At 38.4% G+C, this 16,247-nt stretch carries 21 protein-coding genes; 9 read left to right on the top strand and 12 right to left on the bottom strand.

What is annotated here, in order from left to right:
- Positions 1–7: 7 nt before the first annotated feature.
- Positions 8–610 (bottom strand): CDP-alcohol phosphatidyltransferase family protein, encoded by a 603-nt coding sequence (locus I2494_RS03810; protein ID WP_218465362.1) that lies wholly within the window; start codon positions 608–610, stop codon positions 8–10.
- A 227-nt stretch (positions 611–837) separates the two neighbouring features.
- On the opposite strand from I2494_RS03810, the gene I2494_RS03815 reads away from it, so the two are divergent.
- From I2494_RS03815 to prfH, 3 genes are all read left to right on the top strand, one after another.
- Entirely contained in the window at positions 838–1,464 is a 627-nt protein-coding gene (locus I2494_RS03815; protein WP_218465361.1) for a YiiX family permuted papain-like enzyme, read from the top strand.
- Between the two features lie 224 nt (positions 1,465–1,688).
- Positions 1,689–2,828, top strand: a complete 1,140-nt coding sequence (locus I2494_RS03820) for an RNA ligase RtcB family protein (protein WP_218465360.1) — start codon at positions 1,689–1,691, stop codon at positions 2,826–2,828.
- Positions 2,825–3,439 (top strand): peptide chain release factor H, encoded by a 615-nt coding sequence (gene prfH, locus I2494_RS03825; RefSeq protein WP_218465359.1) that lies wholly within the window; start codon positions 2,825–2,827, stop codon positions 3,437–3,439. Before I2494_RS03820 ends, prfH begins: the two co-directional genes overlap by 4 nt.
- Before the next feature lie 100 nt (positions 3,440–3,539).
- Here the strand turns inward: prfH and I2494_RS03830 are convergent, their stop codons facing one another.
- From I2494_RS03830 to leuE, 5 genes are all read right to left on the bottom strand, one after another.
- Positions 3,540–3,854 carry a hypothetical protein gene (locus I2494_RS03830; RefSeq protein WP_130591832.1) on the bottom strand — a complete coding sequence of 105 codons (315 nt, stop codon included), beginning with the start codon at positions 3,852–3,854 and terminating at the stop codon, positions 3,540–3,542.
- 242 nt (positions 3,855–4,096) lie between these two features.
- On the bottom strand, positions 4,097–4,738 hold the full coding sequence (gene endA / locus I2494_RS03835; protein WP_321206094.1) for a deoxyribonuclease I: 642 nt from the start codon (positions 4,736–4,738) through the stop codon (positions 4,097–4,099).
- Between the two features lie 939 nt (positions 4,739–5,677).
- Positions 5,678–5,911, bottom strand: a complete 234-nt coding sequence (locus I2494_RS03840; RefSeq protein ID WP_218465357.1) for a YceK/YidQ family lipoprotein — start codon at positions 5,909–5,911, stop codon at positions 5,678–5,680.
- Positions 5,912–5,965: 54 nt separating this feature from the next.
- Positions 5,966–6,346, bottom strand: coding sequence for a hypothetical protein (locus I2494_RS03845; protein ID WP_218465356.1), 381 nt, complete (start codon positions 6,344–6,346; stop codon positions 5,966–5,968).
- Positions 6,347–6,545: 199 nt separating this feature from the next.
- Positions 6,546–7,190, bottom strand: coding sequence for a leucine efflux protein LeuE (leuE, locus tag I2494_RS03850; RefSeq protein WP_218465355.1), 645 nt, complete (start codon positions 7,188–7,190; stop codon positions 6,546–6,548).
- A gap of 350 nt (positions 7,191–7,540) precedes the next feature.
- Here leuE and copC point away from each other — a divergent pair, with 350 nt between their 5' ends.
- Both copC and copD read left to right on the top strand, forming a co-directional pair.
- Positions 7,541–7,978 carry a copper homeostasis periplasmic binding protein CopC gene (gene copC, locus I2494_RS03855; protein WP_228350824.1) on the top strand — a complete coding sequence of 146 codons (438 nt, stop codon included), beginning with the start codon at positions 7,541–7,543 and terminating at the stop codon, positions 7,976–7,978.
- Entirely contained in the window at positions 7,978–8,859 is an 882-nt protein-coding gene (gene copD, locus I2494_RS03860; RefSeq protein ID WP_218465354.1) for a copper homeostasis membrane protein CopD, read from the top strand. Before copC ends, copD begins: the two co-directional genes overlap by 1 nt.
- A gap of 319 nt (positions 8,860–9,178) precedes the next feature.
- Here copD and I2494_RS03865 read toward each other — a convergent pair whose 3' ends face one another.
- From I2494_RS03865 to cspE, 6 genes are all read right to left on the bottom strand, one after another.
- The gene (locus tag I2494_RS03865) at positions 9,179–9,553 is read right to left on the bottom strand and encodes a DUF805 domain-containing protein (protein ID WP_218465353.1); all 375 of its coding nucleotides are present in this window, start codon (positions 9,551–9,553) and stop codon (positions 9,179–9,181) included.
- A 172-nt stretch (positions 9,554–9,725) separates the two neighbouring features.
- Positions 9,726–10,379 carry a DNA oxidative demethylase AlkB gene (alkB, locus tag I2494_RS03870; protein ID WP_218465352.1) on the bottom strand — a complete coding sequence of 218 codons (654 nt, stop codon included), beginning with the start codon at positions 10,377–10,379 and terminating at the stop codon, positions 9,726–9,728.
- Positions 10,380–10,466: 87 nt separating this feature from the next.
- Entirely contained in the window at positions 10,467–11,003 is a 537-nt protein-coding gene (locus I2494_RS03875; RefSeq protein WP_218465351.1) for a hypothetical protein, read from the bottom strand.
- Positions 11,004–11,402: 399 nt separating this feature from the next.
- Entirely contained in the window at positions 11,403–11,663 is a 261-nt protein-coding gene (locus I2494_RS03880) for a putative hemolysin (RefSeq protein WP_218465350.1), read from the bottom strand.
- A gap of 185 nt (positions 11,664–11,848) precedes the next feature.
- Positions 11,849–12,067, bottom strand: a complete 219-nt coding sequence (locus I2494_RS03885; RefSeq protein WP_407657855.1) for a YgdI/YgdR family lipoprotein — start codon at positions 12,065–12,067, stop codon at positions 11,849–11,851.
- A 295-nt stretch (positions 12,068–12,362) separates the two neighbouring features.
- On the bottom strand, positions 12,363–12,575 hold the full coding sequence (gene cspE, locus I2494_RS03890) for a transcription antiterminator/RNA stability regulator CspE (protein ID WP_108899827.1): 213 nt from the start codon (positions 12,573–12,575) through the stop codon (positions 12,363–12,365).
- A 772-nt stretch (positions 12,576–13,347) separates the two neighbouring features.
- Here cspE and dkgB point away from each other — a divergent pair.
- From dkgB to I2494_RS20515, 4 genes are all read left to right on the top strand, one after another.
- Positions 13,348–14,151 carry a 2,5-didehydrogluconate reductase DkgB gene (gene dkgB, locus I2494_RS03895; RefSeq protein WP_218465348.1) on the top strand — a complete coding sequence of 268 codons (804 nt, stop codon included), beginning with the start codon at positions 13,348–13,350 and terminating at the stop codon, positions 14,149–14,151.
- A 397-nt stretch (positions 14,152–14,548) separates the two neighbouring features.
- Positions 14,549–14,758 (top strand): hypothetical protein, encoded by a 210-nt coding sequence (locus tag I2494_RS03900; protein ID WP_218465347.1) that lies wholly within the window; start codon positions 14,549–14,551, stop codon positions 14,756–14,758.
- 607 nt (positions 14,759–15,365) lie between these two features.
- The gene (locus I2494_RS03905) at positions 15,366–15,698 is read left to right on the top strand and encodes a hypothetical protein (protein WP_218465346.1); all 333 of its coding nucleotides are present in this window, start codon (positions 15,366–15,368) and stop codon (positions 15,696–15,698) included.
- A 345-nt stretch (positions 15,699–16,043) separates the two neighbouring features.
- On the top strand, positions 16,044–16,175 hold the full coding sequence (locus I2494_RS20515) for a hypothetical protein (RefSeq protein ID WP_267081184.1): 132 nt from the start codon (positions 16,044–16,046) through the stop codon (positions 16,173–16,175).
- Positions 16,176–16,247 lie beyond the last annotated feature (72 nt).

Genomic DNA, 16,247 nt, shown 5'->3' on the forward strand with positions numbered 1-16,247 from the left:
TCCCCGGCTATGAGTTAACCTCTGCCAATGCTCGGCGACAGCGATTCAGGCAGGTCCATACTAATAAAACAGATACTAAAGAAAAAAGTATCCAGCTCCATTCCATACATACTGGCCAAATAAAAATAGCCAGCGCATAAGCACCAAAAATCAGCGCCCTGTCGCTTTTTCCCATCGGCCCATCATAGCGCCGGGAAGCCCCAATTGTTTGAGCCAGTACGCCACAAAACTCGGTCAGGATAGACAGTAATACTGCCAGTAACACCAACCACGGCGTTGCGCCTGGCAACAGTGCAAAAGGCAAATAAAGTGCGGCGTCAGAGATCACATCACCGGTTTCATTAAGCAATGCGCCCAGTTTTGATTTTTGGTTATATTCCCGAGCTAACAAACCATCAATGGCGTTTAACGCCATACGAATAAACAGAAATATTGGCAAAATTAAAAACAGAGCAGGACGAGGAAAAAAGAAGAGCAGTAAGCCAATAGCAACCGATGCTATCAAAGCGGCCAGCGTAACCTGATTAGCCGTTACACCTGCGCGAAAAAGGCGTTTTAACAGAGGTCTCAATAAGGCCTGAAACCGTGGCTTAAGATCGTATAGAGTCATAAATCCCTGTGACAGCTAAAAACAACATCTTACAATATGTGGGTTCACGCTACAGCACCCCCAGATGCTAATCAACCAAAAACTGCCCGGAACTTATGTTGTAGCATAATTTAATTTGTAACATTTTCCTGCATTCAACTCACTACCCGTACCATAAATCACTTCACATTCACTTCATCAACACCCGTTATGCTGGCACTATCATTTTACCAATTCCCTTTAATTCTATGACCAAAACCAGACTTCCCATCCTCCTGACGACCCTGGCCATTATCACGGTAGTTTCACTGTTTATCTTTTTGCCAAAGAGTTATGGTTATCAACCACAATCAGGAGACATCATATTCCACACATCTCGTTCCTCTCAAAGTAAGGCTATTCAGTTAGCGACACATTCACCTTACAGCCATATGGGTATTATTCTGTTTAAAAATAACAAGCCTTATGTTTATGAAGCATCCAAACGCGTGCAATACACCCCATTACATGAATGGATTGAACGAGGTGTCAACGGTAAATATGTCGTTAAAAGGCTCAAGCATCCCCTGACAGTTGAGCAGCAAAGTCAAATACAAAAAGCTGCACAAATATATGCTAATGCACCCTATGACCTGAGTTTTTCCTGGTCAGATGAGAAGCAATATTGTTCAGAGCTGGTATGGAAAATTTATTTTAATGCGCTTGGTGTGAAAATTGGTAACCTGCAAAAATTACGAGAATTTGATCTCACCTCCACCCCAGTAAAAAAGAAGCTGGCAGAACGATACGGTTCGTCAATCCCACTGGATGAAACCGTTATATCTCCTGATGCAATATTTGACTCACCACTTTTAACCGTTGTGGGAAAAAAATAACGGAGTAAATCAAAAATAATAGATATTGCTATTTATTAAACGGCGGTCTATGATGCGGCCGTTTTTTATTCGACTCACATTTCACTGGCAAAGGAGGTATATCATGCAACAAATTCAACTAAATACCCTTTGCAGGCGTCTCCAGGACTAACCCTACCCGTTACACTCCCTGGCTTCGGCCTGCCAATTCGATTTTATCTTTTCTCCAATATATGGATTGGTATATGGGCAATTTTATTCGTCCTTTATCTGAACGCGTCTCTTATATCGCGTCGGATGACACCTGGATCGAAAGCAACGCGATCCAACAATTAAACACCACCGCCTCACTACCGGATATGGTTCAGGTAGTTGGTATGCCAGACCTGCATCCCGGTAGAGGTTATCCGGTTGGTGCAGCATTTTTTTCAGTAAATCGTTTTTATCCGGCATTAGTGGGTAATGACATTGGTTGTGGTATGGGATTGTGGCAAACCACCATACCGACCCGACGACCTAATCTGGATAAGTTAGAAAAAAGCGTCTCCCGCATGGGGGATTTTGCCAGCTCTGAATGGTTACAACAGCATCTTTCTGAGGAAATGATGCAGTCTCCTTTTGCTGATGCTCTGGGCTCTGTTGGCGGAGGAAACCACTTTGCTGAATTGCAGCAGGTTGATCAAATTTATCAATCTGATGCAGTTAATCAGTTAGGCCTAAATCCACAACAGCTACAGCTGTTAGTGCACAGCGGTTCACGAGGATTAGGCCAGGCAATTTTACGTCGCCATGTCGAACGTTTTAATCATGGTGGATTAATGGCAGGTACCCCCGAAGCGGAGGAATATCTGAATGACCATCATCAGGCGTTACTCTTTGCCAAATTCAATCGCCGCCTCATAGCTCAACGGCTGCTGGAACAGATTAAGACAACCGGAGAATGCCTGTTAGATATTAACCACAATCTGGTTGAAGCAGCACAGGTTAACGGCACTGATGGTTGGCTACACCGTAAGGGTGCCAGTCCTGCTAATCGGGGGCCACTCATTATACCGGGATCTCGTGGTGATTATAGCTATCTGGTAATGCCAACCGCTTCTGATATCAGTCTTCATTCGCTGGCTCACGGTGCAGGCAGAAAATGGATACGCACGGAGTGCAAGGGACGTTTGTCTGAACGTTTCTCTCCGGTTCAGTTAAGTCGTACCGAATTCGGAGGCCGGGTTATCTGTCAGGATCGTCAACTGATTTATGAAGAAGCACCACAAGCTTATAAATCGATTGAGACTGTAATCGACAGCATGGCTGGAGCAGGGTTAATCAAAATTCTGGCTCGCCTTAAGCCAGTTTTGACCTATAAAACCAGTGGAGGCAGAAGCGAATGATACTATTGCAAATTTCCTCGGCTCAGGGGCCAGATGAATGCTGTCTGGCCGTTGCTAAAGCGCTAAAACAGCTGATAAAAGAAGCTAATACGGTTAACGTTCAGGTTGAGTGTCTGGAAATGGAACCCGCCAGGCAGCCGGATAGCTTTCGCTCGGTACTGGTTTCCCTTAATGGCACCGGGGCGGCACAGTTGGCTGATAATTGGTGTGGTTCGGTATTATGGATATGCAATAGCCCTTATCGACCTAACCATGGACGCAAGAATTGGTTTATTGGCATTGCCCGATTTGAACAAAATAATCCAGAGTTGGAGAGTGAAATTCAATTTGAGTCATTACGTTCTTCAGGCCCCGGAGGACAACACGTCAATAAAACCGACTCTGCGATTCGGGCAACTCATATTGCTACGGGTATCAGTGTCAAAGTTCAGTCAGAAAGAAGTCAACACGCCAACAAACGCCTGGCAATATTATTGATAGCACACCGTCTGGAGCAGTTACGTCAGCAAGCCGGAGCTGAACTAAAGGCGGAACGCCGTATGTTCCATCATCAGATAGAACGGGGAAATCCCCTACGGGTATTTAAAGGAGTGAATTTTAAATCGGCATAGTTGATGACAGAAGGAAATATCAATAATTTGAATTATCAATAAATTAGTATCTACAATACCACGCCGTAATTATATAACTACGGCGTGAGTATTAATTAGATTAACAACCTAATTGAGACAGAGTAGGTTTGAATGCATCCATAGCAGCTTTACAGCTGTTTTTCAGCGCTTCTTTATCACTCATTTGTTTCCAGGATTCAGTTGCAGCATCCATCTGAGTTTTAAACTGATCGGCCATAGCCTTGTTGTCTTTACCCAGTTTGTTTACACAAGTAGTAATGGTATTAACATACTCATTACACTCAGCTGGCAAACCATTATCCGCAGCCTTAGCAGGCTCTTTTTCACCACAACCACTTAAAGCCAGTAAAGAAAAAGCAACAACAGAAGAAAGAAGAACGCGGGAAGGTTTCATTTATTCATTTCCTTGAAATTTAATTATAAAAATAACAACAACTTGGAACAACATCATGATTGTTCAGCCCAAATTGTACCATCAAAAAATATCTATGAGTAGTTTTTAGCTGCGTGATAAAAAATAAAACGTAACACACAGATATCTTATTTTTCCATTTTTAATATAGCTCAATAAAACAAAATTTCATCAGAAATTGAAATGTTAAAACTAATCACTATCGACAGAATATTTAGATAATTTTATCTTGCTCTTTCACATAATTTCGAGACATATGGATTATCATTACCCTGAACCTTCAATATGCGTTGATTTCGTTCACATTCCCACTCAGTTACGGGATAAAACATATTCCAAACATCAAACAGTTCTGTTTGTTGTTTAGATAACCGAAAGTGATAGCGATCGCGCATGTAGAAATAAGTCCGTGCAATCACGCCCCGCGCTCTTTCCGGTGGTTCAACGGTTCTATTCTTAAAATCAACTTTCATTTGGCATTGTCCATATTGGGTGGCAGCCCCATTCCACTGACCAAACTGAAAGTTAGAGCGATCGTAATTAACTTCACCAATAGCAGGTTGTAAATTATGCAGGTCGGTTTCCATTACATTATATATCGGATCTTGAGTGCAATTTTTTCTACCTCCGCTTTGCCAACACTGCCGCTGGTGACCAAACTGCCAGGCGGGTACTACGTGTTCCCACTCTATACGACCAGCCCGCTCAACATTTTTCCTGATTCGGTATCCACATCCTTCTAAATCGGGCACTCCCTTACGGCCAAACCACTGAATGGAACAACCACAATAAAAGCTCTGGCTCATATCACGGTGGATTTCTATCGCCAGTTGCTTGGCTTTATTAAAACTAATGGGGCCTGACATTTCTGGTTTTGCTGTCAACCCATATAACGGAAAAAAAAGCAGACTAAGGGTACTCACCCACCATTTATACCCAATCATATTTTTTATATCTGGAGTCATTGAAATCAGGCCCGCAGGTTAACGGATACTCAGTAAGGAGACAAACAAAAATGATACCCAAAAAAGAGAGAGCCAGAGAAAATGAAATAGGATTGTATTAGTTACCATTACACATTAATTAACCAACAATTAACTTTTATAACAATAATTTTATAATTAGATAAAGAAACAAAAAAATACACAATCAAATATATTTTAAAAATATTAAATGGACATAATAAAGATAACTAAAACATAAGATAAAACACAAACTGAAACAGTTATCTTAATTTAGTGTACTAAAGAACACCTATTCTAATATAATAATTATGGTATAAATTATTTAAGAAAATATTAGCTAAACCTATTGAGGGGCGATTATGTGTCCTGACTTTAAATTTCAATGCTCAAGGTGTGGTAACACATCATTTCGATCTGACCAACAGGTAGAATCTTTTGACGATATTTATGGCTCAATATGTTCTGAATGCTACAAACCTGTAGGTATTCACGATATTACCGAGCACAAAATAAGACGCATTCAATTGATTATACAAAGAAAAGTAATCCCAAGCGTTCCTACACCTTAAGGATAAAAGATATCAATTTGCTTCATCCACTAATATCGACATGACACCAGATAGCACTTGTTCATGAATTTTTTATCTGTCAAAAAATAACATCCACTAATTTATTTTTCTTTTAATCCAGGAAAATATAAAAATTCACAGCGTGATTTCACCATTGTTATGAAATTATTTATCAATCTCATAACAATGTGTTTGTAAAAAATAAAAGTGTGCTAAAAACAATTCCTTCCGGCATCAAAAAAACCTGAATTTCCGATCAGTTTATAAGCAACTAATGAGTGGATTCTATACGAATAATATCTGCAGGTAACATGACGGTATCCAGGATAAAAGAGAAAGGAATATCAAGATAGTAAGCTCCATAACCTCTGTTGGCCTGATGTACGGAATATTTCACACCAGAGTAATACTCATCATGATATCCTCCTTCGAACCGGCTGGCGAAACTGCCACATCCACAGAGAAAAGAAGATAACATGACTAATATAATGATCTTCTTAATCATTATAACTTCCTTCCGATTACCCGAACGATTACACCAACAAATTATCGATACAAATTAATTACAGTCAACCAATTCACCAGTTACTTCCAGTACACAAAGATTACGCTTGTTTTGGATACGATAACACCCACTATCATCACACCAACGATCGCTGGCATAGGTAGACTCATCAACCTGATTACGACCAGAAGGACGTTCACTGCCGGAGGAATACATACGGCGATCTGAACCAGAAACAACAGAGGTAGGCCTCATAGATTGAGGACGAATAACATAATCATTACCCTGGCAATCACTGAGAGATGCCGTTCGGTTTCCTGAAGCGTCAGTATATTTATCAATGCAAACCTGATAGCTTTCTGCCTGAACAATTGGCAAATTGAATGTAACCGCAACAGCGCTAATGGCCAGTAATGCCTTTAAATGATGTCTCATGCTAATGATTCCCTTTTTGATACTTATATTCTGTTATCAAAGACAGCCACATAATGAATAACCTCCCGTTATCCAACACATTAATCTTTGATATCAGTTAATCCCTCTTATCTCAAGCAGACTTTCAATTTATTAACAAAAATGCCAGTTCCCATAATTAAATGAGAACTGACATTAAACATTGATATATCGTTTAAAACTAAGAGCTTGCTAATGCCAGCTTAAGCCCAAATGCCAAAAATAATGTACCAATACATCCATTAGATAATTTCGCTAATCCATAGCGCTGGCGGAACATAGAAGCCAGTGTCGCCCCACCAAAAATTAATACGGAAAGATACAACATACTAAATGCTTCTAATATGCTACCAAGGATAAAAAATGGAACCGCCGTATTCGGGTAGTCAGGGCTAACAAATTGAACAAAGAATGAAACATAAAAGATGATCGTTTTAGGGTTAGTCAAACTTAATAGCAGCGCTTTTCTAAAAGTATGCTCTTTGGTTGCTTTAGGCGTTTCAGCAACCGTATGCCCTTCTCTTTTTATTAGCGTGGTATAAAGAATACGCCCACCCAAATAAAGCAAATAAGCCGCACCGGCATATTTAACAATGCTGAAAAATAGTGGTGAAGTGCGAACCAGTGAAGCTACGCCAATAAATGCCAAAAAAATCAATGTGGCATCACCCAGAAAAACACCGAAAGAAGCTTTATATCCTTCTTTTACACCATGCTTAGCACTACTGGTCAGTACAAAAATAGAATTAAGTCCGGGTATTAATGTAATGAAAATTACACCAATAACATAAGTCCAAAGATTTATTACACCAAAATTTTCAAGCATTTTCGTATCCGCCCCACCAAACAGAAAACTTGCCCAAACAAACTTTCAGCGCCACACCGACCAAAAAAATAATGATCGGTTGCCTTAAAGGGGGAATATACAGACAAATAAACCAAAATCAAATCCAATAAAAAGAATTTAAATCCAATAAATAAACAATAAAGCAGATATTAAGATATAAAACAACCAAAAATCCAGAATTAAAAACCAATTTAAATTTAATTTTAGATAAAAAAGAAGAATTAATCATTTTAAAAAATAAATAATGATTAATTCAATAGTTATGGAAAGTTTTGTGGACTACTTGATTTACATCCAATGAGCACTATTATCAATTCTACACGGACAAAATGAAGAATGTTAATATTTTGATCCACCATTTGATTCCTTCCCATGAGGTTAAAGCTATGTACTTTCGTTTGTCTCACTTATTAACGTCACTATTCATCATATTATTCAGCTTAGCCTCACCCTCCGCGTTAGCTCATGCACATCTAAAACAGCAAACGCCTGCGGCAGAGAGCACTCTGACGACTTCACCAAAAGAGATATCATTAACATATTCAGAAGGGGTCGAAGTAAAATTCAGTAAAATTGAGCTACTCGGTCCGAATGACAAAGTCATACCTACCGATGAGTTACTTCTGGATACCACCAATAGCAGCCGTCTAATCGCCCCACTAAAAGTATCGTTATCAACAGGTCAATATACCGTTAACTGGCATGTCGTATCTGTTGATGGTCACAATACTAAAGGTTCTTTTAAATTTGTAGTAAAAGCTGATTAATGAGTCTGGAAGTTCTCTATATTTTTTTCAGACTATTGCATTTCTGTGCGGTGATATTACTGTTTGGTATCACCGTATTTGTCAGTTATCTGAGTTATGGAAAATTTCGTTTATCACTTCAATACGATCTACACAGATTATTAACCTATAGCCTACTGATAGCACTATTGACCTCAACAGGACTACTCAGTATACAAAGTGGCTTAATGGGAGATGGTTGGTCAGATACAATTAAAATAGACGTTCTCGCAGATGTCCTCTCAACCACCTTTGGTCAGGCGTGGCGCTGGCAAATTATATTTACATTAACTGCCACTATCTGTTTGTTTCTTCCTATTTACTGGCGTTTTAACCTGATTAGCCTGTTGGCCTTTTTATTGTTAATCTCATTGGGATTTGTCGGCCATGCCACACTACATAGCGGGTCTATTGGATGGCTACATCGTATAAATCATGCTCTGCATTTAATCTGCGGTGGATACTGGTTAGGGGCTCTTATTCCTTTATTAGTTTGCCTGCGTTATTTGTCGGTTGAGCTGTATCGTTCTGATGCCATACATACATTAATTCGGTTTTCTCGTATAGGCCATCTGGCTGTCATATTGGTCGTTTTAACCGGTATCATCAATAGCGCCCTCATTCTGCAACGTTGGCCTGTTGACTGGTCATCGGATTATCAACAACTGCTCGGAATCAAAGTTATTCTGGTCATCGTGATGATTATGATTGCCCTGTATAATCGCTATCGGCTGGTACCCAAAATGAATCAACAAGGCAGCCACACTATACGGTATTTCTCATTCTGTACCGGGATGGAGATCCTGCTGGGTATTATTGTTCTCTCGTTAGTCAGCCTGTTTGCTACCCTTCCCCCCACCTGAGTCCTTCTACTCCAATTTTACAACGCATGTATTTCAATATAAAAGTCAGACTCACAACTTCTGTCTATACAAATTAATTGGGCTGATAAAAACCATAGTGGTAAATAACATAAACAACTGACATAGAAAAACTGATAACGACCAATGATAGAAAGATCGGCAAAAATCTCACTTTTTTACCCGCCAGTCGGGAAAAAAATCGTATGAATAGTGCCAGTACGGCAGGAAAGATAATAAAGATAAATAAGGGTAAACCAGCCATCGGGAACACCTGTAATAAAAGAGCAATCTCAAACTGCTCTTTTATTATAGTGCAAAATTAATGAGTTGCAGTCCTTGGGTCAGGGCCATATTGGTTACTTCCTTCTGTTGGCCTTAGCATTAGCGAAGCAACGATGAACACCCCTGCAAGAATCAAATAACCAAAACACCACCATCCGCTCTGGCCGCAATCATGTAAACGTCGAACGTTATATGACAAGGTGGTCAATATTGTTATCATCATAAGTACACTGGCGACGGTTTCCGTAATCAACCCGCTATTACCAAACAGGATACTGACAATGCTGGCAACAGCAAAAAAGAAGACTAACTGCAGCAACAGAAACCAGGCAAAATCGCGCCGTCTTGCCCTACCGTTATAATCAAAAATTCGTCGATATCCATTTAACCAGGCATTAAATACATCTGACACACTATCACCCTTTAGTTAATTCACTTGATTTGTCTTTTACCATTAGCGAAACAATATACGTTAGATTTACAGAAGATGAATATTGCCATTCAGTAAATCTTATCTGCTATCAGACTAAAAAAGATTTATATAACTGGCTATCATTACTCATTAAGTCTATAGAGAAAACGGCTTAATCAACCTGACGAAATGTAAGATTAATGCGGCAATCTTGGGTATCTGAATGATAACCCGCTTTTACCGGTAGAATACCGTGATAGGCCAATCGAGACACGCCTCCCCAAACCACTACATCTCCCTGGGTCAGTACGCATTTTTGGACACTATCGCTACGGAAAAGTCCGCCAAATTGAAATACAGCAGGTAAGCCAAACGACATAGAGACAATAGGATAATTAACGTTTTTTTCATCCTTATCCTGATGTAACGACATCTTCGCGCCTATCGCATGACGATTAATCAAACAAACGTTTGGCTGAAAATTAGAAAAGCCCCCTTGTTCAGCCGCTTCTATTGCTAATTGGGAGAGTAATGGGGCTATTGGTGGCCACGGTTTACCCGTGAGCGGATCTTTCCTGCTGTAACGATACCCCTGACGATCCGTAACCCAGCCATAATCACCACAGTTAGTCATTGCTACTGACATATCATAGCCGCCAGGTGTGGTCATATGGCGAAACGGTGAATATTCAACAACTGACGCTACCTGAGCCAATATGGCTTTCGTATGTTGAAGAACAAAATGGCGTAACACTACTGCTCCGGGCGCCAATTCTTCCCGGACTACCTCTGGTGGCTCAAGGTGTTCAAATAAGTCAAATGTCATCGTTACAATTACTCAACACCGGGAAGAGCGACGATACCGTATAATATCGTCGGAAACATGATTTGCTGAATAATAAATCAGAAAAGTTTACTTAGCCTCAGGAGCGGGTACAGTGATATCCATACCATAAAGACGTAATATTGCAGGAACATCCTCAACACCACCAAAAACATAACGTTGCTTAACGCCTGCGTTTTCTGGAATAGTGATATCGAATTCTGCTGGTGTCAGTGGCGTTTTTAATGAGGAAATAAATCCATCTTTATCAATCAGAATAAGTGATTTACTTTCATTAAGATTCGACAGTCGAACAATCTTATCGGTGTTATTACGTAAAGCCAGCGTCAGTTTATACTCTTGCTCCGCTACCTTTTCCGCAGATAACACAGAAACAGTAACATACTTAGCCAAATTCTCTTTATCTGTCACAATAATAGCACCATCAATGCTACTGCCCGACTGACGTCCATCATCTACACCATCTTTCACTCCGCTAAGTGCATCTTTACCCGCAGCAATCACCCCGGAAACCGTACTCTTGATACTGTCTTTCACCACTGAACTATCTTCAGCCAGCGCAGGCAAGCTCATGAATATAGTTAATGCAAGTATGGTTTTCTTCATAATTATCCCTTATTAATGATTATTCCTGTCCAAGTGTCCCAACTTTAGCATGTTGCAAAAGATATTTACCAGATATCTACAACAAGAATCCCATCATGGATCACTCTCAAAAAGACATTATTGGAATTAATTGAGTAAAAGCACTTTTTGCCAGGATAAGCTGTTCAGATTCAGAAGATTAAAACAAATGACGTCAGGTGAGTATGAAAAAGAAAAAGCCCTGATGGCGATCAGGGCGAAGCGAGCAATTTAACAGTACATCTAATCAAGCCATTCGGTGAGGATGTGCTCAATCGCTATATAAATTAATGCATAGCGCATAATTAAGTCAATAACAAATTTGAGGTATCGTCCAAATGGTTGCCACTTTAGACTTAGTATCCATGTAAAAAACCAAGATCAACTTTTATGATTAGCCCGATAAAGTTCCCATGTATCAAGCTGTAAGCCATCTTTAAAAGAACAAACTGAATAGCTGCCTTTTGCATTTTGCCTTGGCTGAACTTTACCACCAACACTGGCACAATAGGTATCTGCAGGATTTCCCTGCCCTCCAATAGCAGAAACATCCTGAGTTTTTGAACCTGTAGAGCACCCTTGAATTAGTGCAACGACAAATAGCCCTGATGTAATACACACTACGTTTATCATTTTTCTCATCAACAGACCCCTATTCACTGATATCTATCAAGCTTGCAAAACGCCAACTCAATCTGGCGGGACTGTATTAACTATAAATCACATAATCAATTACTGCTGGCCGATTATCTACTTATATAACATTAGGGCCCCGACATAATGCGGGGCCCTAATGTTATATAATCACTCTGAATTAGTAACAGACTCTATTTTTCGACCATCTCTGAAATTTCTTCAGATTTTATCTGATGTTCATTTCCATCCTGATCGACATAACTGGTCATACCCGTTTCTTTATCTAAAACTGGTTTTCCATGTGCCACAATAATTTGTCCACTATTAGTGGTCATCACATAATCGCTGGCACATGCAGAAAGGCCAAATGCTAAAATCAGGCTCGATAAAATCATGGTAAGTTTTTTAATCATGTTAATTTCCCCTATCGTGCTCATCTTCAGATGATTTTCTGTTATCAAACGTATGTTTACTTTTTAAACATAGCTCAATATTTCAATCTATGACAAACAGGTTGTGCTAAAAGAGATGGTGATAACCACTATTTTTAGTCTTTTTGTGCGGTAAAATGAGGGAGTTCTACGGGGAGTATGGCAAGTTTTAAGCATAAAAAAACCCGGGTAATTATCCCAGGCTTTTATTAATAATTCAGTATGCGTTAACCCACTGGGCCAATTCTACATAATGAACTATCAGAAATGCTGATTAGCAAGCAACAACGTTAACCGCTGATGGGCCTTTAGCACCGTTCTCGATAGAGAAAGATACTTCTTGACCTTCTTCTAAAGTTTTGAAGTTTGTTCCCTGGATAGCTGAATAGTGAACAAACACATCTTTGCTACCATCTTTAGGAGAAATAAAACCAAAACCTTTATCGCTGTTAAACCATTTTACTAAACCAGTCATTGTATTAGACATCGTGTATTCCTCTAACTCTTATTAAATTACCATAAATTATTTGATGGTCTGTTTGTCAGTTTTACTTATGGGAACTAATTAGAAGGAATTCTTGAAGAAGTGATATCAGAGATAACGCTAAATGGCGAACTGCTTTAAATTACTATACATAAATAGGTCTGTACTACAAACCGGTAATCATTAAGCCACACTTAGTTGGATTACACAATCATTTCTTCCATTTATTTTCACTTCGGTGACAACTTGCCATTTAAAAGCAGCCTTGATAAAGAAACAACACCTTGATCAGTAAAGAGCCAAGCAGACAATCAGAACCCAAATATCAAGCTATCTAAATGAATTTTAAAGATAAAAAATAAATTACTCTTTTTAAAAATTTAACAATCATCAATAAAAATAATTTACTTCAGCCTGTTTATTATTGTTATCGAATTAAGAAGTACTTAACAAAAGAAATTTATTATCACTATTATTAATTTGGTGTTCGAACAAGCATATGCCATTGTAATCAAAGCGGCGTTCATCATGTCACTGCTACTATTACAATAACAAAATATTAAATACCAAGATGATTATCCCTGTCTGCTGATGGGGATATTTTTTATTTGATAAAAATTTCCTGATATATCTTTCCCGTTTCAGCCAATCTATCTTTGCTGCTAAAGCAAAACAGTTATGCTGCAAGGCCGCTTTTTCTACGATCTCTTTTTTGCCATGATGATCAAACAATAACAAAGTTATTACATCCCCATCATACAAAAGAGAAAATGATATGAATATCCCTGTGTTCGGATTAGGTACTTTTCGCCTTCAGAATGAAGTTGTCATTGATTCTGTTAGTAATGCGCTCGCTTTAGGCTATCGCACTATCGATACCGCACAAATTTATGAAAATGAGGCCGATATTGGCATAGCAATCAGTCAAAGTGGTATTAAACGCGAAGAACTATTTATTACCACAAAAATATGGATTGCTAACCTGAGTAAAGAAAAGTTAATCCCCAGCCTGCGCGAAAGTCTGACAAAACTAAAAACCTCCTATGTTGATCTCACATTAATTCACTGGCCTTCACCTAACGATGAGGTTCCAGTTGCCGAGTATATGGCGGAACTGATTAAAGCAAAAAATCTGGGATTAACTCGCCAGATTGGGATATCCAATTTTACTATCGCCCTGATGCAAAGTGCGATAAACGCGGTTGGAGCAGAAAATATTGCAACCAACCAGATAGAACTCTCACCCTATCTGCAAAATCAGCAGGTTGTTAATTTTGCGAAAAAACATAACATCGAGATTACTTCTTATATGACGCTGGCTTATGGCAAGGCACTACAAGAAGAGGTCATAAAAAATATTGCTACCCGTCACAATGCAACGCCAGCACAGGTAATTCTTGCCTGGGCAATGCAATTAGGTTACGCCGTTATTCCATCCTCAACAAAACGTGAAAATCTGGCCAGTAATCTCTTGGCTCAACAACTGCATTTATCTGAAGAAGAAATGACTGAAATCGCTAAGCTGGAATGCGAAGGTCGGTTGGTGAATCCGGAAGGCCTTGCACCTGATTGGGATTAACATTTTTAGCTACAATAAGAGCGGATATGACTAACGATATCCGCTAATTATATTTTTACGTTTTCAACTTCCCTCTCTTTCCTACATTATTAAAACTCGCTTACCATCGTAATTGAAATAATTTCAAGGCTAATAATGTCACCCGGATGATATTATTTAGACAAAAATAAAACAATTCCTAAATTTAAATAAATTAAAAATAAGAAAAGATTCAATAAAAACAAATAACGATAAATAAACAACACGATCGTATAAATACACCATTGACTAATATCCGATAGCCATTAAATTACCCCTGTGCATAAATTAGAACTGCACAGAACATTAAAACGCTTTTATTAAATAAAATATAAAGCTTAATATAATTTTCGACTTCGAAAAATATAAGGATATGACAATGAGAAATCTGACAGAACGCGAAATTGAACAAGTAAATGGTGCTGGAATCTTCGGTTCCGCACTGGGAAAACTAGGTCTGGGTGCTGCTGCTGAATCTATCAATAACTTTGAAAATAAAATCATTGAAGCCACTCTGGGCAAGATTCCATTGATTGGCACTTCAATTGTCAATATGCTGAAAGATCCGTTTGGCGCATTTAAGAAGTAAACGATAGTCAAACAGCAGGCTGTGTTTAAGGCCTGCTGTTTTTTACAGTTCACTCTTAATAAGAGATATTTCGGCTAACAGAATAGAACTTGCTTAGTTAACGTTTAATGTATAATTTAAAAATATTAACAATAGAAGCATCAAACATATTTCAAATAATACTTTCGGCTTAACATTAAAACATGCCATTAATCAATATGATCTTTTTGATACTTACTTGATTCAAAAATTTATTTTCACCATAACCATTCAGAGTTAATCAAAAAAAATAAAACCCCACAGCATATCCCTTAGTTAAATTGAAGTTTTTAATAACGACCAGATTTCCCTTACTTAGGGATGGGTCATAATTTAAAAATGAAAACTATTATTAAAAACAATTTATAAAATTGAATTTTACAATCAGTTATTTTTATTATATAAATGACACGCTTTATGACTTATCTTTCAAGTCATAAAGGAACAGATTAATATTTAACTTATATGTAACATATATGCAGTATAACCAGAGCACTGTACTCAGGTACATAAGAAAATATTCCATCCATAGTTGATAATATCAAAATGTTAACTATGCTAATAAAAATCAATACAGTATAGAAACATTATGTTAAAAACCATCTACCACTATCTTGCTTATGGATATCGATATAAACAAAAATACAGTCGTGATTATGACGAATTTATCACTACCTTACTTAAAAAAGGCAGTATTATCGATACAACAGAAGAAGCTATCATTTTTGAACTCAACAACCAATGCTGTGCCATATGGGCATTGGATAAAATGTATGCTCCGGGTACCCAAATTGGGCCTTACGGTCCCTATGGCCCTGATAAAGCATCAATATCAAATATGATAGCAATCGTAGAGCTTCACAATGAGTTATATAAAAGTAAAATGCTGAAACAAGCTAACTCAATGTCAATGTCAGAATAAAGCATTTACAATATGATTAGAAAGAATAACTCTAACTAACTTTATTCATTTGAAATTAGTAATTATCCTCTTTTAATACCATCTCTGATGGCATTGAAAGGCAACATTTATACTCAAAAAACCTACGCCAGCGATTCAGCTATCTAAGTGAAATAAAAACATATTTTCACTATATCAATTCGGGTCAAAACACAGCTCTTGTACAAACGTCCCTTTATACAAAGCAGTTCAGAATTATTCAATGACATAACCAGTGTTGGCATGACAAAATCTACGCAATATCTCTCTTCGAGACAAAAACCAAAAAATCGCAACAAAACCTTGTCACTAAATAGAGGAAAACAGATGAAGAAAATTATGCCAGTGATATTGATACTGCTACTCGCGGCCTGTTCTTCATATCAGGGTACTGGCGTCAGCGGTTCAGGAGGTAGTTCTGGTGCCAGCATTGGCGTCGGCACTGGCATTAGCTTTTAAGCTCCCACCTACTCTTACCATCTTACTTTGCAGTTCACATAACGTTTAATTTCACGCCAGCAACATTGCTGG

This window comes from Limnobaculum allomyrinae (genome assembly GCF_016649425.1).
In the GTDB taxonomy this organism is placed as follows: domain Bacteria; phylum Pseudomonadota; class Gammaproteobacteria; order Enterobacterales; family Enterobacteriaceae; genus Limnobaculum; species Limnobaculum allomyrinae.